This is a genomic window from Streptomyces sp. NPDC042102 (assembly GCF_055582305.1).
Map to the genome: position 1 here is coordinate 13,867 of NZ_JBVJDL010000005.1, position 20,147 is coordinate 34,013.

Consider the following 20,147-nt stretch of genomic DNA (forward strand, 5'->3'; position numbering starts at 1 on the left):
GGCGGGCGGGGGTGCCGGGGGGGGGGGGGGGGGGCCGCCCCCGGGGGGGCCCCCCCCGGGGGGGGGGGGGCCGGGGGGGGGGGGGGGGGCCCCCGGGGGCCCCCCCCCCCCCCCCCCCGGCGGGCTCCTGGCCCTGGTCGCTCATGCCGTCCGCCCTCACCCTCCGGCTGGCAGCCCGGTGCGCGGGGCGGTCGCCAGGTGGGCGCCCACTCGCTTGACCATCAGCGTCATCTCGTACGCGACCTGGCCGACGTCGGAGTCCGCGTCGGACAGCACGGCCAGGCAGCTGCCGTCGCCGGCCGCCATCACGAACAGGAACGCCTCGTCCAGCTCCACCACCGTCTGGCGGACCTGGCCGGACTCGAAGTGCCGGCCGACGCCCTTGGCGAGGCTGTGGAAGCCGGAGGCGACGGCGGCCAGGTGCTCGCTGTCCTCGCGGGTCAGTTCCTGGGAGCTGCCGGTGGGCAGTCCGTCGCCGGAGAGGACCACCGCCTTGCGGATACTGGCGACCCGGTCCACCAGCTCGTCCAGGAGCCAGTTGAGCTGGCCGGAGCCGCGGCCCTTGGAGTCGTTGCCTGCGCTCTGCGGTGCGGTCATCGACCGTCCCCCTCGTTCTCGTGCCCGGGACCGGTCGCGGCGGCGTCGCCGGACCCGGCCTGGGACTGCTGTGCGTGCTGCTTGCGGCCTGCTGTCCAGCCGCGCTGGAGAGCGGCCATCCGGGTCCGCACCTCCTCCGCGTCGCGGTCCACCGGGCTTGCGGCGGCGGACTCGGCGGCCGCGGCGGCCGGGGCGTTGCGGAGCTGAGGGGCGAGGTTGGCCTGGCGGACCCGGCGGGGCAGACCCCCCGGCCCGGTGGCGGGCGTGCCCTGGGGCGCCCGCGGGGAGCCCGCCTGCGGCTCCTGGCCGGACGTCCGGGGCCGCTCGGCGTGCGCTTGCGGATCCGCGCCGGGCGCGGCGGCCTCGGCGGCGGGGTGGCGGACCACCGGCGCCGGCCGGGGCTCCACGCGGCGGCCGTGCTCGGCGACGAGCGTGGGCGTACGGCGGCGGCGCGGCAGCGGTACGGCGCCGGAGGCCGGGCGGGGGCCGTCGGGACGCGGCGGCTCCGGACGGGTGCTCTCCAGCCGGACGGGCCCGGTGGGGCCCACCGGGTCGTGGTCGGCGCGGCGCTCGCCCTTGTCGCGGTCCGCGGCGTCCCAGGGGGCCGTGGCGCGGCCGGCGGAGTCCCGGCCGGCCCGCGAGACCTCGGCGGCCCGCAGGCCCATCAGGGCGCTGCGCGCGATACCGCCGGGCGGCGTCTCGTCGTCGAGGGTGGCCATGCCCGGGCGGGCGCCGCCGGTCAGGGCGGGCAGGTCGCCCCGGGCGGGGGCCGCGTCACCGAGACCGAGGACGCTGAGCGGGGGTTCCACTTCGACGGGGCCCTCCAGGAGCGCCGCCGGGACCGTCCGCCGGGTTGCCGTACCGTTTCCGCGGCCCGCCGACGGGCCACGGCCGACCGCGGCCGGGGTGGGGCGCCCGTTGCGGTCCCGGCCCTGGATGCGCAGGCCGGTGCCGTTGGTGTCGGGGGCGTCGGTGAGCAGGGCCGCGGGCAGGAAGACCACGGCGGTCGTGCCGCCGTACGGGCTGGGCTGGAGCGAGACCTTGACGCTGTGGCGCTGGGCGAGGCGGCTGACGACGAACAGGCCGAGCCGGTCGGTGTCGGACAGCGCGAACTCGGGGGAATCGGCGATCCGCAGGTTCGCGTCGAGCAGCGCCTCCGGGGTCATGCCCAGGCCGCGGTCGTGGATCTCCAGGGTGAAGCCGTTGGCGACGCGCTCGCCGTGCACCTGCACAGCGGTGTGCGGGGGCGAGAACACCGTGGCGTTCTCCAGCAGTTCGGCGATCAGGTGGGTGACGTCGGCGACCGCCGGGCCGGCGATGCCGAGCCGGGGGAGCCTGCGGACCTCGATGCGCTCGTAGTCCTCGACCTCGGCGACCGCCGCCCGGACGACGTCCATCAGCTGGACGGGCTTGCGCCACTGCCGGGAGGGCGCGGCGCCGGAGAGGATCACCAGGCCCTCGGCGTGTCGGCGCATGCGGGTGGTCATGTGATCGAGGCGGAACAGGTCGGCGAGTTCCTCGGTGTCCTCGGTACGCCGCTCCATGGTGTCCAGCAGGGTCAGCTGACGGTGCAGCAGCACCTGGTTGCGGCGGGCGAGGTTGACGAAGACCTCCGAGACCCCGCGGCGCAGTTCGGCCTGCTTGACGGCGGCCTCGACGGCGGCGCGCTGGAGGGTGTTGAGGGCCTGGCCGACCTGGCCGACCTCGTCCTTCTCGTACTCCAGGCGCGGGGCCTCGGTCTCGACGTCCACGTGCTCGCCCGCGGCCAGCCGGCGCATGACGCCCGGCAGCCGGACACCGGAGGACTCGTGGGCCTCCTTGCGCAGCCGGGAGAGGTCGCGGACCAGGTCACGGCCGATGCGGATGGAGAGCACGAGGGAGACGATCAGCGCGAGGAAGCCGAGGACGCCGGCGACGGCGGCCTTGACCAGGACGTCCATCGCGACCGGTTCGACGCGCTCCTGGTAGCGGTCGCCGGCGGCGGTGCCCATCGTGGCGAGTTCGTCCAAGACCTTGCCCGCCGCCTCGTCCCACTGCGCGGCGGTCAGGGTGCGCGGGTTCTTGGCCGGGCCCGCGACGATGATCTTCTCCTCGGCGTCGCGCAGCGGCTTGCTCTGCGGGCCGGCCCAGTACTGCTCGAACACCTCGCGCTCGTCGGCGGGCAGGATGGCCAGGTTGACCTGGTAGAGCAGCTGGCGGTTGGCCGCGAAGTCGGAGATCCGGCGGATGTCGGCGGCGCCGACGTTGCGGGCGGCCAGCGTGGAGGCGATCACGGCGTCCTCGCGCGCGAGGGTCTCGCGGGCGCGGGTGATGCCGACGAGGGCGCGGCCCTCCTTGTCCATCTGGACGTCCTCCAGCGCGTGGAGGTTCTGCAGGAAGTCGTAGCAGGGGTCGACCAGGCGGTTGTAGAGCTCCAGGGCCTGGCCCGGGTCGAGGCGGGTCTGGTCGACGGAGGAGCGCAGGGCCTCGATGCCGTGGAGGGCGTCGAGGATGGAGCGCAGGCGGCGCAGGGCGTCGGCGCTGAGCTCGTCGACGACCTCGGGGTCCTTGGCGTTCGTCGTCACCTTGCGGACGACCGCGTCGGTCTCGGCACGGCGCTTGGTGAGTTCGGCGGTGGCGGCGGAAGCCCGGGGGTCACCGAGCACGACCAGGGTCTGGCGGCGCTCCTTCTGGACGACCCGGGCGACGTCCTCGATGGGGTAGCCGACCTTGTCGATGACGTAGGCGACGTCGAGGAGTTGCAGGGCCTGACGGCCGGTCAGAACGGTGGCGAAGCCCCACAGCGCGGTCAGGGAGACGAGCGGCACGAGCAGCAGCGCCACGATCTTCCGGCGGATCGACTTCCCGCGAAAGCGCATGGCCTCCCCAGCCTCCCCCAGCTCAACCCCGCGGGCGGGGGTCGGTGTTCCGTCAATTAAACGGCGTGAGCCTACTACTGCGGTGGAGCACCCTCGAAGGCCTGTCCGGACGTTTTCAGCCGGGAGCCAGAACGAAGATCACGAGTTGTCCGATACTTCCGGTCAAGTGCGGCCCGATATGTGGCACATGACACTTGGTGGGGCCTCAGTTCCCGTAGTCGAATGGATGGCTGGAATTATTCGTTCCGGCACGAACGGGGGCGGTGTGGACAGCGGTGGCAGGGGAATCTCGAACGGCCCTCGAGCGTCTTTGTGTGCGAGGGCGGCATGGCGGGCCGTGGTGTGGGGAGTGAGCGGACCATGAGCAGCAGGTACGAGGTACCGGACGACGACGGATACGGCGCGGACCGGGGCGGGTACGACCGGCGCGGGGACGGGGAGTGGCCCGGGCCCGGGGCGTGGCATTGGGAGCGCGGCGGGGGCGCGGAGGCGGGCGGGCGGCGGACGCTGTGGGTGGAGGAGCCGGCCCGCGGCCGCCGGATGCCGGACCCGGTGCGGACGGCGGCGGTGCGGGCGGTCATGATCGTCGCTGTGACGCTGACGGTGGCGTCCGTCGCGTTCTTCCTGACCCTCAGCCGGTCGTGGCTGGCGTTCCCGATGGTGCTCACGGGGATCGCGGGAATCGTGGTCGCCACGTGGGGCGTGCTCGACGTGTGGATCACTCGGCAGATGTGGAACCAGCGCAACGGAGTGGTGTCCGTACCGAGCAGTACGGCACGGGGCCGCGGCGCGGCGCGCGACCGCGCCCGCGAGCACGCCGCCCGCGAGCAGACCGCCCGGGAACACGGCGCCCGGGGGCAGGCCGCCCGCGGGCACACCCGCGAGCAGCAGGGCGGTCACCCGGGCGGACACCCCGGCGGGCACCAGCGCTTCGGGCCGGCGTAGCCCTCCCGCCCAGTAGCACCGAACGGGGGGGGCCGGCGGGACGCCGGGTGGGTGCGACCCGTCAGGAGGCGCCGGTGCGGCGGAACATCCGGGTCGCCGTGATCTCGCCGTGGATGGTCTCGCCCTCCGTCGGCTGCTGCGGCAGGCCCGGCCGCAGGTGCTCCTCCACGCTGATGTACTTCAGCCCCGCCCGCAGGTCGGCGTCGTTGCGCAGCCGGATCACCAGCGGGAACTCCGCCAGGGCGGTCGTGTCGAACAGGCCCGTCGTGTACAGGAGCTGGACGCCGAGCGCGTCCGAGACCGCCCGCTGCAGCTCCAGCAGGTACGTGGCGTTCGCGCGGCCGATCGGGTTGTCCAGGAACAGCGTGCCCGCGTGCCGCTGCCGGTCGCGGCCGCGGTCGTTGCTGCGCAGCGCCGCCATGGTGCAGTACAGGGCGATCGCGGCGGTCAGCAGCTGGCCGCCGGAGAACACGTCTCCCATCTGCCCCACCGGCACCCGCTCGGCGCGCAGCACCGCGTCGGGCTTGAGGATCTCCACCGCGATGCCCTTCGGCTGGAGCGCCGCCTGGACGCCGCGCAGCAGCAGGGACATGCCGTCGCGGCGGCCCTCGCCGAAGGCGGCGTTCTTCTTCACGGCCGAGCGGGTCGCCTCGTCGATGACCTCGCCGAGCCGTTCGGTGAGGGTGGCCTGGTCGGGCTCATCGAAGCGGATCCGCAGGAACTCCTGGCCCGACCACTCCCCCAGGCCCTCGGGGAGCTGGGACAGCCGCTGGGCGGAGCGCAGGGTCGCCAGCGCCGACTCCACCAGGCCGCGCAGCCGGTCCACGATGCTGTCGCGGTTGCGCTCCAGCTGGGCCAGCTCGTCGGTCAGGACCCGCAGGCGCGGCGCGAAGGCGGCCGCCCAGGCGGCGGCGTGCTCGGGCAGCGCGGACGCGGGCAGCTCGCGGATCTGCTGGCGCGCGGGGGTGCGTACCTGCTCGTAACGGGTGGCGTTGGCGTGCCGGACCAGGACGTCGCAGGCCTCGCGGACCGCCGATTCGGCGCCCGAGAGGTCGCCGGCGCAGCCGCGCAGGGAGCGGCGGGTCTCGGCGGCGGACTGCCGGGCCTCCTCCAGGGTGCCCGGGTAGGGGCCGGTCTCCTGCTCGTCCTCGTCCTGGTGCGCGCTGTGGTCGCGCAGCAGGTCCCGCAGCAGGGCGGCGGTCTCGTCGAAGCCGGCCGCGGAGTCCTCGGCGGTGCGGTGGGAGCGCAGCAGGTCGGCGTGGGCGGCGCGGGCGCTCTCCACGGCGGTGGTGTGCGCGGCCAACTGGGCGGTGGCGGTGCGCAGCAGGCCCTGGGCCTGCTCGACGTCGGCGGGGACGAGCTCCTCGGGGAGCTCGGTGTGCGCCTCGCCCTCGGCCGGGGCGAGCCGCTCGGACTCGCCGCGCAGGCGGCCGAGCTGCTCACTGGCGGTGGAGGCCCGGGACTCCAGCATCTGTACGAGCTGCTCGGCGCGGGCGGCCGCCGCCTGGCGGGAGGGGCCGTCGGCGCCGTCGGTGCCTTCGAGGAGCTGGGCGGCGCGGGTGCGGACCTTGTTGGTGAGCCGGTCGAGTTCGGCGAGGGCGGCGCTCTCGTCGCTCTCGGCGCGGGCCTGCTCGGCGCGCAGGTCGGCGCCGACGCCGACCTTCTCGTACAGCTGGGAGGCGGCGCGGTAGGCCTCGCGGAGGTCGGGCAGCGGCATCCTGGCCGCGCCCGCCTCCTCGGCGGGCAGGGTCTCGGGGGCGCCGGCGATCTCGGCGCGCTCGGCGCGCAGCGCGCGTGCGGTGCGGCGGGCGTCGTCGGCGGCGCGCTGGACCGCGCGGCGGTCCTCGTCGGCGGCGCGGGCGCGGTCCAGGCAGACCTCGGCGCGGGCCTCGGACTCGGCGGCCTCGTCGCCGAGTTCGCGCAGCCGGGCCTGCCAGCCGGCGCGCTCGCGCAGCCGGAACGCCAGGCCCGCGAGGGCGTCGGCGGCCCGGCGGGCCCGCTGGGCGGTGTCCTGGCGCTCGTCACGCACCCGGGCGGCGTCGGCGGCGGCCTCGTCGGCCTCGGCGCGCGCGGTACGGGCCTCGGCGAGTTCGGCGTCCGCCTCCTGCGCGAACGTCCGGGCGGCCGCGGCCTGCTGGGCGAGCTCGGCGAGGCGGCCGGGCGGGCAGCCGGTGCGCCAGGAGGCCAGGCGCGCGGCCAGCTCCCGGTCCCCGGCGAGGCGGGCGGCGAGCTCGCGGATCTCGGCGTCGCGCTCGGTGGCGCGGGCGCGCAGGGTCCGGCGCTCCTCGTCGGCGGCGAGCTCGTCGTGCATGGCCGGGTTCGGCGGGACGAGAAAGACACCGGTCCCGGCGTCGTCCCCGGCCGCGGGGACGGGCGCCAGCAGCGCGGCGGCCGTGCCCACGGCGACGGTGGAGCGGGGCAGCAGCGCGGCACCGGCGAGCACCTCGCGGGCCCGGCTGTGGGTGTCGGGGTCGGTGATGACGACGCCGTCGACGAGCTCGGGCCGGGCGGCGAGCACGGTGGCGTGGTCGGCGGGGTCGACGGCCTGGGCGAGGTAGCGCCAGCCGGGCAGGGCGGGGATGCCGTGCTCACCGAGGTACTCGACGGTGGCCAGCACGTCGGGCCCGGGCGGCAGCAGGCCGCCGTCACCGAGCGCGCCGAGGATCCGGGCGTCGTCGGCGGCGGCGGTGCGCAGCTCGAACAGCTGCCGCTCGGCCGCGGCGACGCCCTGGTCGAGCAGGTCGCGCAGCTCGTCGGCGTTGCGGTCGAGGTCTTCGGCGGTCAGGGCCTGGGCCCAGGCCTCGGCCACGTCGGCGCCCGGAGCCGCCGGGTCGGAACCGGACGCGCCGGTGCCGGAGTTGCCCGGCCCGCCCGGGTGGCCGCCGTGGCCGCCGGCGCGGTGGGCCGGCGTACCGGTGACTGCGACGTCGGAGCCCGCGGAGCCGGCGCCGGGCGTGCCCGGGACGGGTCCCACGGCCGCGGCACCGGTGGCACCGGCCGCCGAGCCGCCCCGCGGGTGCGGGAGGAAGGTGTCCGGGGCGGCGGGCAGGCCCAGCAGCTCCGCCAGGCGCGGGGCGCGGGCGAGCGAGGCCGCCGCCCGCCGTTCGGCCTCGTACGCCGCCTCCGCCGCCTCCGCGGCGTCCGCCGCACGGGCCGCGGTCAGTTCGGCGCGGGACTCCGAGGCGGCCGCCTCACGGGCCGTTTCGGACGTCGTACGGGCCGCCTCGCGGGCCGCGTCCCACGCGGCGACCGCGGTCTTCTCGGCGTCGCTCGCCGCCAGCGCGGCGCGGGCCGGGTCCGCGTCGGGGGCCGAGTCGTCCAGCCAGCCGGCGCGGACGGCCTCGGCCGTCTCCTGCTCGACCTCGGACAGCCGGGCGCGCAGGTGCTCGGACTCGCTGCGGGCGCGCTGGGCGGCCGTCGCGGCCGCCGTGGCGTCACGGTGGGCGCTCTCGCCGGCGGTCTGGAGCGCGGCGGAGCGCTCCTCCTCCTCGTTCGCCACCCGCTCGCCGTCCTCGGCGGCCGTGTGCAGGGCCCGTACGAGGGCCGCGGCGGCCGTGGCGCGGGCGGCGAGCGCGGGGGCGGCGTCCCGCTCGGCCTCCCGGATCGCGGCGGCGACCCGCGCGGAGCGGTCCGCGGCGGCCCGGTGGCGCAGTACGGACTCCGCCGCCTGCCACGCGGAGTGCAGCGTGCGGGCCTCCAGGAGCTCGCGGCGCTGCGCCGCGGCCGCCTTGTCGGCGACGGTGAGGGCCAGCGAGGCGTGCCGGTAGGCGAGCTCGGCCGAGATCGCCGCGCTGCGGGCGCGGGCGGCATCGGCGGCCGTCACCTCGTGCGCGGCGCCGGTGACCCGCAGCGCGAGGTCGGCGGCCCGGCCCCGCTCCTGCCCGGCCCGCGCGGACAGCCGGCGGGCCAGGGTACGGGTGCGGCGCTCGGCGCCCGCGTGGATGTCGCGGGCCCGGGCGCGGGTGCCGGCGGCCTCGACGATCCGGGTCAGCAGGTCCACCGAACCCGCGGTGAAGTCGCGTTCGGCCATCAGCTCGGCCCGGCGGCCCAGCTTGTTGCCGAAGCCGTGGACCAGGTCGGCCAGGCCGTCGGTGTCGCGGGTGTCGGTGACCGCGCGCAGCAGCAGGTCGGTGAAGTCGGAGTCCTTCTTGACCGCGAAGAGGCCGGCGGCCTCGCCCTCGTCGGCGTTCATCTCGCGCTGGTAGCGGAAGAGTTCCGGGTCCAGGCCGAGCTCGCCGAGGTGCTCGTTCCAGCGGTCGTGGATCTCCTCCCAGTACACCTCCAGGTGCGGGTACGCCTTGCCCGCGTCCGTGATCGCGTCCCGGAAGCCCTTCATGGTGCGGCGTCGGCCCTGCGCGCCCGAGGCGCCCTCGACGGGCGGGCGGACGGCGGTGGACTCGGCCACCGGCAGGTTGTCCAGGCTCAGGCCCGGGCCGGGCCGGAAGGAGTACCAGGCCTCGGCGAACTTGCGCGGGTCGTTGGAGACCTGGCGGCCGCGCCACTCGCTGACCTTGCCGACGACCACGCACTCACCGGTCTGGGTGTGCTGCCACTCCAGCGCGACGTGCCCGCAGTCGTCGGCGAGCAGGAACTTGCGCAGGACGCCCGAGCTGGCGCCGCCGAGGGTGTTGCGGTGGCCGGGCAGCATGACCGAGAAGATCAGCTTCAGCAGGACGGACTTGCCGCCGCCGTTCTCCAGGAAGAGCACACCGGCGGGCGCGGGCCGGCGCGGCGGGCCGGACGGCTCCTCCTGGAAGAACTCCGCCTGCGTCGGCGCCGGATGGGGCACCATCTCGCCGACCCCGCGCAGGTCGAGCACGGTGTCGGCGTAGCGCGCACCGGCGGGACCGATCGAGTAGAGGCGGATCCGGGACAGCTCGTACATGGCGGCGGACTCTCGTGGTGTGTACGGGGGTGTACGGGTGCGGGAACGGCGGGTGGACGGGGCCGGCGGGGGGCGGGCGCTCTCCCGCCCGGGTGGTGGGGCGGTCGGGCGCCCGGAGGCCCGGGCGGTCGGGGGGTCAGGCGTGGAAGGGCAGTCCGGCGTCGGCCGCCAGTTCCAGGTCGTCGCCCTCGGGCGGCGGCAGCAGGCTCGCGGAGCCGTCGCTGACCGCGACCACGCCGAGCTCCAGGAGCTCGGCCATCGCCGCGCTGCCCGCCATGTCGCGGACCTGCAGCTGGTAGCGGGGGGTGGTGCGGTACGCGCCGCCGGCGTCGTCGCCGGTGCGCTGGAGGAACCCGGAGTCGGTGAGGAAGGCGACGGCCTTGCCGACGATGCCGGTGGTGGAGCCGGCCAGGCGGCGGGCGTCCTTGGTGGCGCCGGTGGCGCTGCGGCGGGCGTAGACCCGCCACGCCGCCTCCAGGCCGGGGGCGTCGGTGGCGGGGTCGGTGTTCTCGCCCTGCTCCTCGGCGCGCTCCTCCAGGCGGCGGCAGGTCTGCCGCACGAAGGCGTCGACGCCGTTGACGGTGATCCGGCCGATGTAGCCGTCGTCGGCGAGGTCCTCGGGGCGGGGGAAGGCGAGCGCGGCGACGGCGAGGTGGGCCAGGCCGTGCAGGAACCGGTCGGCGGAGTCGGCGGCGGTACGGCGGGCGTAGTCGCCCATGCGGACCGCGAAGACGGAGTCCTCGGCGGCGGCCACGGCCATGCCGGCGCGGGTGGAGACCTCCAGCACGACCAGGCCGAGGCCGGTGGCGACGGCGTCGGCGAGGCGGGCGAAGCCGGGGTCCTCGCGGTAGCGGCGCAGCAGTTCGGCGTAGTCGGCGTCACGGGCGGGCAGCAGCTTGGGCTGGAGCCCGTACGCCACGAGCCGGGCCGCGTCGGCGGCGTCGGCCGGGGTGACACCGGTCACGGCGGCGGGGGTGGTGGTGGCCGGGGCCGACGGCGCGTCGGGCTCGCTCCACGCGGGGTACTCGGCGTGGGTCTCGCTCACGGCTGGGGCTCCTTGGCGGGGGTGGGGCGGTGGGTGGGGCGGTGTGCGGGGTGGGCGGCGGGCCCGCCCCGGACGTCGCGCGCGGCGGCGGCGACGGGGGTCGCGGCGACGACGGGAGTGGCAGTGGGGCCGGCGGGGGGACTGGGCGCCGGGGGCCGGGGCGGGGTCATGACGCCTCCGCGCGGGCCGCCGCCATGCCGGCCGCGTCCAGCAGGGCCGTGCCCACGATCAGGTCGGCGCCGCCGAACTCGGGGTCGTCGAGCTCCGTGCCGTCGTCCACCGCGAACAGCAGCCGCTCCTCGCCCTGCCGGTACGCCGTGCCCACGGCCGGGCTGGCGGCGTGGACGGCCAGCAGGGCCACCAGGTAGGGCAGGTCGGGGTCGACCGGCCGGGCCTCGGCCAGCAGGCCGGACAGCCGGCGCGGGGCGTCGTGCGGCAGGTCGAGCAGGCGCATGGCGGCCGCCAGCTGCTCCTCACTGAACCGGCTGTCGTCCGGCGTCGCGATCAGGTCCGGCTCGGGCATCTCGATGCCCAGGTGCTCGCGCTCCAGCGGCGGGGTCAGCAGGATGTCGACGAGGTCGGTGACGCGGACCGAGACGGGGGTGCGCAGCCCGGTGCCGGCGGCGAAGAAGGCATCCGTGACCCGGCGGGCCTGCGACACCGGCAGCGGCAGGACCGGGGCGACCAGCTGCCCGTACAGGTCGATGCCGGAGCGCGGTGCCGGCGCGGCGAAGGCCTGGCGGTCCTGCTCGGCGCGGAAGAGCGGGCCGGCCTCCAGCAGGCGGGACTGCAGCTGGGTGTGGCGGCGGATGCAGTCCTTGACGATGTCGACGAGCTCCGCGGCGCGCCGCTTGTGCTCGGGGTCCTCGGCCTCGTCGCGGGCCTTGCGGATGTTGGTGAGGATGGCGTTCTCGTGGCGGTAGCGGTCCGCGACGTGGTCCAGCGCCTCGGCGATCATGTCGGGGACGGCTTCCAGCCAGTCGACCGCGCGGACGTTGCGCCGGGTGGCGTCCAGGGTGCGGCGCAGCGTCTCGGCGTACTGGACGGTGCGGTAGCGGGCCTGCTCGGCGGCGAGCTGCGCGTCCGCGAGGCGGCCGCGGCTGATGAGGACCTCCAGCTTGACCTCGGCGGCGATCTGGGCGCTGGTGACGTCGGTGTCGAGGGCGCCGACGAGGACGTTCACGGCCTCGTCGGTGGTGCGCAGGTAGACGGCGCCGCCGTAGCCGGGGACTTCCTCGATGAGCTTGAAGTCGTAGTCGCGGCGCACGTAGACGCCGTCGGGCCCGAAGGTGCCGTAGATCGCGCGGAAGCCGCGGTCGACGCTCCCGACGTTGATCAGGTTCTCCAGGACCCAGCGGGCCACGCGCTCGTGCTCGGCGGCGGGGCGGTCCGGGGCCTGGGCGGCGACGCGCGGCAGCAGCCGGGCCACTATCTGCTCGTGGTCGGCGCCGGTGTCGAAGTCCATGTTCAGCGTGACCAGGTCGATCGCGGCGAGCGCGACCTCCGCCATGGCGTAGACGCCGTACTCGCCGGCGAGGTTGGCCTTGCGCGCGTCGAGGTCGTGCAGCGGGGCCGTGCAGGCCAGGGCACGCAGCCGCCGGGCCAGGCCCTCGTCAGCGGCCGGGCCCGGCGCCGGGGAGGGGAGGGTCTTGGCCGGGGCGGGAAACGTCACGACGGAAAGATTAGGCGCTCCCACGGACAACAACCCAAACGGCACGGTTCGGCCGGATCGTCCCCGGGTGCGCGGCAGCCGTGCGTCGGCCGCGCGGCGGCTGTTCTACGCTCACCGCATGGCTTCCATGATCACACCTGCTGAGGGCGCGGCCGACCTCGTGATCGACCTGAACGCCGATCTGGGCGAGGGGTTCGGGCGGTGGGCGCTCACCGACGACGAGGCGCTGCTGTCGGTGGTGACGAGCGCGAACGTGGCGTGCGGTTTCCACGCCGGGGACCCGTCCATCATGCGGCGGGTCTGCGAGCTGGCGGCCGCGCGGGGCGTACGGATCGGGGCGCAGGTCTCGTACCGGGATCTGGCGGGCTTCGGGCGGCGCGCGATGGACGTGCCGCCGCAGGAGCTGGCGGACGAGGTGGCGTACCAGATCGGGGCGCTGGAGGTGTTCGCGCGGGCCGCGGGATCGCGGGTGTCGTACGTGAAACCGCACGGCGCGCTGTACAACCGCACGGTGCACGACGAGGCGCAGGCGCGCGCCGTGGTGGCCGGGGTCCGGCTGGCCACGGGGGCCGGCGCCGGGCTGCCGGTGCTGGGGCTGCCGGGGTCGCTGCTGCTGACGGCGGCGGCGGACGCGGGACTGACGGCTGTGCCCGAGGCGTTCGCGGACCGCGCGTACACCCCGCACGGCACGTTGGTGCCGCGCGGTGAGCCGGGCGCGGTGCTGCACGATCCGGAGGCCGTCGAGGCCCAGGCGCTGGCCCTGGTCCGGGGCGGCGCCGGGCGGTCGCTGTGCCTGCACGGGGACACCCCGGGCGCGGCGGACCTGGCGCTGCGGGTACGGCGGGCGCTGGCCGGGGCCGGGGTACGGGTGGAGGCGTTCACGTGAGGGCGCTGCCCGTGGGGGCGGGCGCGCTGCTGCTGGAGGCGGACTCGGCGGCGGAGGTGGCGGCGCTCCACGCCGAGCTGCTGCGCCGCCGCGACGAGCTGGACGGGGTGGTGGACATCGTGCCCGCGGCCCGGACGGTCCTGCTGGACGGGGTGCCGGATCCGGCGGCCCTCGCGGCGCGCGTGACCGGCTGGGACGTCCCGGTTCTCCCGCCGGCCCAGGGGCCGCAGGTCACCGTGCCGGTCCGGTTCGACGGCCCCGACCTGGCCGAGGTGGCCGCGCTGTGGGGGGTGGCGCCGCGGGAGGTGGCGGGGATCGTGACCGGTACGCCGTTCCGCGTGGCGTTCTGCGGATTCGCTCCCGGTTTCGGCTACCTGACGGGACTGCCGCCGCACCTGCACCTCCCGCGCCGCGCCACCCCGCGCACGGCGGTCCCGGCGGGTTCCCTGGCTCTGGCGGGCGAGTACGCGGGGGTGTACCCGCGCTCCTCCCCCGGCGGCTGGCAGCTCCTCGGCACGACCGACGCGGTCCTGTGGGACCCGGCGCGGGAACCGGCGGCCCTGTTCGCCCCGGGCGTCCGGGTCCGGTTCACGGAGGTGGCGGGGTGAGCGTGCACGGGGGTGGCGGCGCCGGGGCCGCCCTGGAGGTCGTACGGGCGGGGGCGCTGACCACGGTCCAGGACCGCGGGCGCCCCGGGTACGCGCACCTGGGGGTGCCGAGGTCGGGCGCCCTGGACGCGGGCGCCTACGCCCTGGCCAACCGGCTGCTGGGCAACCCGGCCGGGGCGGCCGCCCTGGAGACCACGCTCGACGGCGTGGCGCTGCGCGCGACGGCTCCGGTGACGGTGGCGGTCACGGGCACGCCGTGCCCGGTACGGGTGGCCGGCCGGCCGGCGGCCTGGGGCGCACCGGTGCGGGTCCCGGCGGGCGCGCTGCTGGACGTGGGCCGGGCGGCGGGCGGGGTGCGGGCCTACGTCGCGGTGCGCGGCGGTTTCGCGGTGCCGGAGGTGCTGGGCAGCCGTTCGACGGACCTGCTGTCGGGCCTGGGGCCGGCGCTCGTGTCGGCCGGGACGCTGCTCCCGGTGGGCCCGGCCGGACCGGATCCGGCCCCCGCGGCGGAGCCCTGCCCGCTGCCCGGGCCGCCTTCGGAGCTGGTCCTCCCGCTGCGGCTCGGCCCGCGCGCCGACTGGTTCACCGGGGTCTCGCTGGCCGGGATGTGGCGCGCGGTGTTCCGGGTCTCGGCGCTGTCCAACCGCATCGGCCTGCGCACGGAGGCCGGCTCCGCGCTGGTCCGCGCCCGCCCGGGGGAACTGCCGAGCGAGGGCATGGTGCTGGGCGCGGTCCAGGTCCCGCCGGACGGCCTGCCGGTGGTGTTCCTGGCCGACCACCCGGTGACGGGCGGCTACCCGGTGGTGGGCGTGGTCCCGCCGGGGCCGGCCCTGGACGCGGCCGCGCAGGCCCGGCCCGGGGTCGCGCTGCGCTTCGTACGGGCCCGGTGAAACGCTTCGACGGGTTCCGGCCAAGTACAGGGTGAGGGGGCCGACCGGGCCCCCTGCGCAGGGGAGGAACCGGGTGCTGAGCCCACGCCACGAGACCGGACCACCGGATCTCACCACGCCCGAGGGGTTCGGGGCGTTCTACGAGGAACACATCGACGCCGTGCTCGGCTTCGTCACCCGCCGGGTGGCGGACCCGCACCTGGCGGCGGACCTGACCGCGGACATCTTCCTCGCGGCCATGGGATCGGCCGGCACTTACCGGGGCCACAGGGGAGCTCCGGTCGCCTGGCTGTTCGGCATAGCCCGCAACGTGCTGTCGGGCCATGCCCGCGGACGGGCCCGCGAGAGCAGCGCGCTGGCCCGGCTGAGCGGCCGCCGTCTCCTCGACGACGAGGACGTCGCGGCGCTGGAGGAGCGGATCGACGCCGAGCGGGCCTTCCGCGAGCTGGCCGATCGCCACGCCGCGCTGTCCGAGCCGCTGCGGGCCGCACTCGACCTGGTGGTGGTCGACCAGCTCACCCCCGCCGAGGCCGCGCAGGCCCTCGGCGTCACCCGGGCGACGGTCCGCGTCCGCCTGCACCGGGCGCGGCGCGCCCTGGGCGCCCCGGGCCCCATGACCGAGCACCAGTTGGAGGCAGCCCGATGAGCACCCGGCCCACCGGCTTCGAGGAGCGGCTGAAGGCCGCGCTCCTGGCCCGTCTCCCGGAGGTCGCGCCGACGCCCCCCGCCCGGTCCTTCGCACGGCGGTACGGCCTCCCGCTCGCCGTGGGAGTCGCCACGGCCGCCGTGGTCGCCGTCATGACCCTGACGGGCAGCAGCCACACCGGCTCGCTGCCCGCCGGCACGCCGAGCCCTTCGGGGACGGACGCGCCCCGGATCACGAAGGAGCGGGACGGGTCGCTGCGGTTCGATCCGCCCCGGCGGGAGCAGGTACCGGCCCTGGCCGCCCGGCTGAAGCAACTGGGGGTCGAGGCCGTCGCGCTCCAGCCGGTGCCGGAACGCGAGTGCGGGTCGGCTGGGCTGTGGGGCGGCTTGAAGCCGCGCACAGATCCCGCGGCCGGTCTGTCGTTCGGCGATGACGGACGCACCCTCAGGGTCAATCCGAAGGCGGTCCCCCCAGGACACACACTCGCGCTCGCGTGGACGTACTACGCCCCGTTGTGGGAGGGGAAGCAGGGACTCGGCTTCCGAGTCCTGCGGACCGAGTGGGCCCCGTACTGCGCAACCGACCTGACGGAGGCCGCCCGGGAGGCCCAGCGGTTGGGGCCCCCCACCCTGCCCCCCGGCTACACCCCGCCGCCCCCCGGCGTACCGCCCACAATGGATCCCTGATCGCGCTCCGCGGCCGCGTGCCGTCACAGCGCTCGGCCCGGCCCCCTCATGCAGGGGGCCGGGCCGAGCGCTGTCGGTGGGGCTGCCGGCGGGGCTACACGGCCGACTCCGGCGCTATCCGGCTCCGCACCGCCGACTGCACGTCCTCCTCCTCCGCCGGATCCGACGCCAGGCGGCGCAGCCGCGGCGTGACGCGGGCGTCCGCCGTCTCCGCGTGGCGGGCCGCCACCTCGCGGGTGGTCTCCTCGCAGTCCCAGAGGCATTCGACCGCGAAGCCCGCCGCGAAGGACGGGTCCGTGCTGGCCAGGGCACGGGCCGTGCGGCCGCGCAGGTGGGACGAGGAGGTCTCGCGGTAGACGTGGCGCAGGATCGGCGCCGCGCAGGCGATGGCGAGCCGGCCCGCGCCGTCGACGAGGGCGAAGAGGGAGGCGGCGTCCGGACCGGCGGTACGGACGGTGATGCGCAGGGCGGCCAGGACCAGGGCCGCGTCCTGCGGCCCGCCCCGGCTCGCCAGGAGGGTGGCCGCGGCGGTCCCCAGGGCGTCGGGGCGGTGCACCCAGACCCGGGCCCGGGCCACGGCGGCGGGCCCGCACATCCGGGCGTACGCAGCGACGGCGGCTTCGTCGCCGGCGGCCTCGACGAGGTCCAGCACGGCCGGATTCTCCGGCTCCGCGAGGACCAGGTGGTGCAGGGCGGTGGCGCGGGCGGCCTCGCCCGCCGCGCCGGCGGCCGCGGCGAAGATCTCCGCGCGGTCCTCCGGGGTGGCGACGGCGGCCAGGCAGCGGGCGGCGGGGACGTGCAGCGGGGTGCCGCGGCGCAGGCCGTCCTCGGCCCATTCGAAGACGGCGGCCACACCCCACCCGGGGCGCGGCCCCGACGGCGTCAGCTGGCGCTGCCAGCGGTCGAAGGAGCCCTGCCGGCGGGCGGCGCGCAGGCGGTCGCCGAACTCCGGCGTCTCCTCCCACAGCCACCACGGGCGGGGCTCGTAGGCGTCGCGTACGGCGGCGGCCAGCCGCGCCTCGCCCTCGGGGGTGGCGGGGAAGCGGCCGAGCACGGGCGCGGCGAGGCCGCGCAGGCCCGCGTCGTCGTCGCGCAGGGCGAGCTCGTCCAGGGCCCATGACCAGCTCGCCCCGGAGGCGGCGTAGCGGCGCAGCAGCATGAGCGCGTCGTCGCGGCCGTAGGAGGCGAGGTGGCCGAGCACGGAGAGGGCGAGGCCGGTGCGGCCCTCGTCCTCGTCCACGAGGTCGTCGGGACAGAAGAGGTGGGATTCGATCTCGCCGAGCGGGCCGTCGAGGTCCAGGTAGAGCCTGGCGTAGTACAAGGAGCGGTTCTCGACCTGCCAGTCCTGCCGCGGATCGTGCAGCACGCACTGGTTGAGCGCCGCGAGGGCCTCGGCCCGGGGGGCGGCCAGGGCGTGGAGCGTGCCGTCGCCGCGGCCCCGCTGGAGGAGCCCGAGCAGGGTACCGCTGGGCGCTATGACTGGTTCGAACATGGGAATGGCCTCAAATCAAGCTGGGGACGCAACCGGGAATCGGGTTTCACAAGGCCGCGTAACAGCATGTGAGGGCGTCCGCCGTCATGTTCCGCTCGATGTAGACCATTGACTTCTCTCTTTCGTCGGAGACCCGGAGCTCCCCCGTACCCCGGCCTTCGGGGTTTGTACCCCGTCTCCCGGGGCGCTCTCCAGATCCGACGCCATGATGACCCAGGCGGTTTGTGCGCCGCGACCACATTTACGGTCGCCGTGACCTACCCGAGACCCTGCCCGGGCCGCCGGCGGGGTGCTTACGGGGAGCTATGCGGACTACTCGGCTCCGAAAAGTTCCAGCAGGTCGGCCTTGCCGAACATGCGGGCGGTGTCGACCGCGCTCGGCGTGCCCGCGTTCGGGTCGGCTCCGCCGGCGAGGAGGGCGCGGATGACGGACTCCTCGCCCTTGAAGACGGCGCCGGCGAGGGGGGTCTGGCCGCGGTCGTTGGCGCGGTCGGCCTCGGCTCCGCGCTCCAGCAGGGCGGTGACGGCGTCGGCGTGGCCGTGGTAGGCGGCGAGCATGACGAGGGTGTCGCCGCGGTCGTTGGTGAGGTTGGCGGGGACGCCCGCGTCGAGGTAGGCGGCGAGGGTCGCGGTCTCACCCTGCCGGGCGAGGTCGAAGATCTTGGTGGCCAGTTCGATGACGTCCTCGTCCGGGACGCCGGCGCCTTCCTGGTGGCTCTCGCTCATCGGGGCGTACCGCCTTTCGCTGGGACTCTTCCGGCCTGGAGTTTCCCCAGGCCGGGCGGGCAGGACCGGGTACGGCGCTCTGGTCCGTACGGGTGAATCGACAGGGTACTGCGCGTAACCGCACATGCCGGGCGGGACCCGGGGAAGGGATGGGCCCGGCGGCAACGCGCCACTTCTGATGGGCCGGTGCAGTGAAAAACTTGAAGATTCACCCATATGCACCTTTTGTCGCATAGATACTTCCTGTGAGCCTGGAACAACTGATGGTGACTGTCCCCCACTCACCAGGAGAACCAGGAGTACCTCTCATGGTCCTGTCCATCTCAGGCGTCGTCCTGCTCGGCATCATCTGCTTCCTGTTCTTCAAGAAGGACGGGATGAAGCTCACCCACGCGTTCGTCTGCGCGCTCTTCGGCTTCTTCCTCGCGGGCTCCGCGATCGCGCCGAGCATCACCGCCAGCACGGCCAGCCTCGCCAGCCTCCTCGGCGGCATCAAGCTCTAGGGCCCGTCCGCCGCCCCACCCCCACCGCACCGAAAGGAGACGCCCGTGGCCCGGCGCCCACTCCCCCGCATCCTCTCCAGCGGAAGCGCCTCGCTGGCCCGGGGCCGCGAGCTCGCGCGCACGGCCGCCGACAGCGCCACGGACGTCCTCCACCCGCTCCTGGTCATCGGACGCGGCCTGCGCGTCCTGGCCGTCGCCGGGCGCCGCAAGTGGGCCGGCACCCCCAAGGACAAGCGTGGTCCCGCGCTGTTCCTGGCGGCGGCCTGCGTCCTGGTGGTCGCCCTGGTCCCGTACGGGCCGCTGCTGGCCCTGATCACCGTCATGGCGGCGGCCGCCTGGGCCGGGCGCGACCGTACGCAGGCGACGTCCGGTCCCAGCGAGGCCGAGGGCGAGCGGCTCAGCTCGCTGTACGAGGCGCTCGTGCCGTACTTCTCCATCGCGGAGGACCCCGCTCCGCTCTTCGCCCACGGCGGGGAGTGGGACCGGGCCTTCAGCGACTACGCGTTCGACGAGGCGGGCCGCGTCACCCGGCTGCGCATCCGCTACCCGGCGTACTTCACCGACGGCGAGGCCGCCTCCCGGGCCCGCATCGAGGCCCTGCTGCACGCCAAGTCCGGCCGCGGCCGCGAGTACCTCTTCACATGGGACGAGGAGGGCAACCAGCTCGACCTGAGCGTGCTGGCGCCGCTGCCGACGGGCATCGCCGCGCAAGCGTTCGTGACCTCCCCCGGCGAGTGCCTCCTCGGCTTCACCGACCCCGAAGGCGTACCGCGCACCCTGCCCGTCCTGCACGGCGACGAGCCGAGGGACGCGCCCGCGGTGATCTGGCGTACCGGCCCCCGCTCCGCCGAGCCGCACCTGCTGGCCGTCGGCCAGCCGGGCAGCGGCACCTCCACCCTGCTGCGCAGCCTGGCACTGCAGGCCCTGCTCCACGGCGGAGACGTGCTGGTCGTCGAGGGCGGCGGCAGCGGCGAGTTCACGTGCCTGGCCGGACGCAGCGGCGTGCTGGCCGTCGAGTGCGGCCCCAGCGGTGCGACGGCGGCCCTGGAGTGGGCCGCCCAGGAGACCGAGCGGCGGCTGATCGCGACCCACCGGGCGCGCGAGGCCGGGCGCGGCGCGCCGGAGGACACCCGGCGGCCGCTGTGGATCCTGCTGGACCGGCCCAGCGTGCTCGGCCACCTCGCGTCCGCCGAGGGCTGCCCCGATCCGCTCGCGCTGCTCCAGGTGCCGCTGCGGCACGGCCGGGCGGTGCACGTCACGGTGGCCGTGGCCGAGCAGTTCGACCACCTGGAGCTGCTGCACGACGTCGTATGGGCGCACACCCGGGCCCGGGTGGTCCTGGGGCCCGCCGGGATCCAGCAGATCGCCGACGTGCTGGGGGTGCCCCCGCACACCACGCCGACCGCCCAGGTCCCGCGCGGGCGCGGCTACGCCCGGCTGGGCAGCGGCCCGGTCCACCGGCTCCAGGTGCCGGCCACCCCGGACCCGTACGACGACGCGGCCGGCCAGGCGCTGCGCCAGGCCGTGCTGGACCTGCTGCCCGAGCGGGAGGCGGCGCCCGGCAGGCCGGGCCGCGGCATCCTCGGCAAACCGCTGCACCACCAGCCCCCGGCCCAGGCGCAGGGCCCGGCGATCGACGCCCCGGAGCTGCCCGAGGTCGCGGCCGAGGCCCCGTAGCGCCCGACGCGGCCGGTCACGCCACCGCGGC

16 protein-coding genes are annotated in these 20,147 nt (G+C 76.2%); 8 read left to right on the forward strand and 8 right to left on the reverse strand.

All coding sequences use genetic code 11. From position 1 onward, the window contains the following. Positions 1 to 156 precede the first annotated feature (156 nt). Positions 157 to 597 (reverse strand): roadblock/LC7 domain-containing protein, encoded by a 441-nt coding sequence (locus tag ACZ6KO_RS22190; RefSeq protein ID WP_401449561.1) that lies wholly within the window; start codon positions 595 to 597, stop codon positions 157 to 159. Further along, positions 594 to 3,455: a nitrate- and nitrite sensing domain-containing protein gene (locus ACZ6KO_RS22195; protein ID WP_469305742.1), complete on the reverse strand. Its 2,862-nt coding sequence runs from the start codon at positions 3,453 to 3,455 to the stop codon at positions 594 to 596. Before ACZ6KO_RS22195 ends, ACZ6KO_RS22190 begins: the two co-directional genes overlap by 4 nt. A 360-nt stretch (positions 3,456 to 3,815) precedes the next feature. Between ACZ6KO_RS22195 and ACZ6KO_RS22200 the strand changes: the two genes are divergently transcribed. Further along, the gene (locus ACZ6KO_RS22200) at positions 3,816 to 4,400 is read left to right on the forward strand and encodes a hypothetical protein (RefSeq protein ID WP_469305743.1); all 585 of its coding nucleotides are present in this window, start codon (positions 3,816 to 3,818) and stop codon (positions 4,398 to 4,400) included. A 61-nt stretch (positions 4,401 to 4,461) separates the two neighbouring features. Here the strand turns inward: ACZ6KO_RS22200 and ACZ6KO_RS22205 are convergent, their stop codons facing one another. From ACZ6KO_RS22205 to ACZ6KO_RS22220, 4 genes are all read right to left on the reverse strand, one after another. Beyond that, entirely contained in the window at positions 4,462 to 9,285 is a 4,824-nt protein-coding gene (locus ACZ6KO_RS22205; protein ID WP_469305744.1) for a hypothetical protein, read from the reverse strand. A 136-nt stretch (positions 9,286 to 9,421) separates the two neighbouring features. After that, positions 9,422 to 10,330, reverse strand: a complete 909-nt coding sequence (locus ACZ6KO_RS22210) for a hypothetical protein (RefSeq protein WP_469305745.1) — start codon at positions 10,328 to 10,330, stop codon at positions 9,422 to 9,424. Continuing rightward, a complete protein-coding gene (locus ACZ6KO_RS22215; protein ID WP_469305746.1) occupies positions 10,327 to 10,500 on the reverse strand; it encodes a hypothetical protein in 174 nt (57 codons plus the stop codon). Before ACZ6KO_RS22215 ends, ACZ6KO_RS22210 begins: the two co-directional genes overlap by 4 nt. Next, entirely contained in the window at positions 10,497 to 12,002 is a 1,506-nt protein-coding gene (locus ACZ6KO_RS22220) for a hypothetical protein (RefSeq protein ID WP_469305747.1), read from the reverse strand. The genes ACZ6KO_RS22215 and ACZ6KO_RS22220 overlap by 4 nt, the downstream gene beginning before the upstream one ends. Before the next feature lie 160 nt (positions 12,003 to 12,162). On the opposite strand from ACZ6KO_RS22220, the gene ACZ6KO_RS22225 reads away from it, so the two are divergent. From ACZ6KO_RS22225 to ACZ6KO_RS22245, 5 genes are all read left to right on the forward strand, one after another. Then, positions 12,163 to 12,888 carry a LamB/YcsF family protein gene (locus ACZ6KO_RS22225; protein ID WP_469306068.1) on the forward strand — a complete coding sequence of 242 codons (726 nt, stop codon included), beginning with the start codon at positions 12,163 to 12,165 and terminating at the stop codon, positions 12,886 to 12,888. Continuing rightward, entirely contained in the window at positions 12,885 to 13,496 is a 612-nt protein-coding gene (locus ACZ6KO_RS22230; RefSeq protein WP_469305748.1) for a 5-oxoprolinase subunit B family protein, read from the forward strand. Before ACZ6KO_RS22225 ends, ACZ6KO_RS22230 begins: the two co-directional genes overlap by 4 nt. Beyond that, positions 13,493 to 14,386, forward strand: a complete 894-nt coding sequence (locus ACZ6KO_RS22235; protein ID WP_469305749.1) for a 5-oxoprolinase subunit C family protein — start codon at positions 13,493 to 13,495, stop codon at positions 14,384 to 14,386. The genes ACZ6KO_RS22230 and ACZ6KO_RS22235 overlap by 4 nt, the downstream gene beginning before the upstream one ends. Before the next feature lie 73 nt (positions 14,387 to 14,459). After that, on the forward strand, positions 14,460 to 15,032 hold the full coding sequence (locus ACZ6KO_RS22240; protein ID WP_469305750.1) for an RNA polymerase sigma factor: 573 nt from the start codon (positions 14,460 to 14,462) through the stop codon (positions 15,030 to 15,032). Continuing rightward, positions 15,029 to 15,718, forward strand: coding sequence for a hypothetical protein (locus ACZ6KO_RS22245; protein WP_469305751.1), 690 nt, complete (start codon positions 15,029 to 15,031; stop codon positions 15,716 to 15,718). The genes ACZ6KO_RS22240 and ACZ6KO_RS22245 overlap by 4 nt, the downstream gene beginning before the upstream one ends. Positions 15,719 to 15,812: 94 nt before the next feature. Here the strand turns inward: ACZ6KO_RS22245 and ACZ6KO_RS22250 are convergent, their stop codons facing one another. After that, positions 15,813 to 17,210, reverse strand: coding sequence for a HEAT repeat domain-containing protein (locus ACZ6KO_RS22250; protein ID WP_469305752.1), 1,398 nt, complete (start codon positions 17,208 to 17,210; stop codon positions 15,813 to 15,815). Positions 17,211 to 17,522: 312 nt separating this feature from the next. Further along, positions 17,523 to 17,936 (reverse strand): ankyrin repeat domain-containing protein, encoded by a 414-nt coding sequence (locus tag ACZ6KO_RS22255; RefSeq protein WP_401449535.1) that lies wholly within the window; start codon positions 17,934 to 17,936, stop codon positions 17,523 to 17,525. 308 nt (positions 17,937 to 18,244) lie between these two features. On the opposite strand from ACZ6KO_RS22255, the gene ACZ6KO_RS22260 reads away from it, so the two are divergent. Next, entirely contained in the window at positions 18,245 to 18,439 is a 195-nt protein-coding gene (locus ACZ6KO_RS22260) for a hypothetical protein (protein ID WP_007262923.1), read from the forward strand. 45 nt (positions 18,440 to 18,484) lie between these two features. Next, positions 18,485 to 20,116 (forward strand): P-loop NTPase family protein, encoded by a 1,632-nt coding sequence (locus ACZ6KO_RS22265; RefSeq protein WP_469305753.1) that lies wholly within the window; start codon positions 18,485 to 18,487, stop codon positions 20,114 to 20,116. Positions 20,117 to 20,147 lie beyond the last annotated feature (31 nt).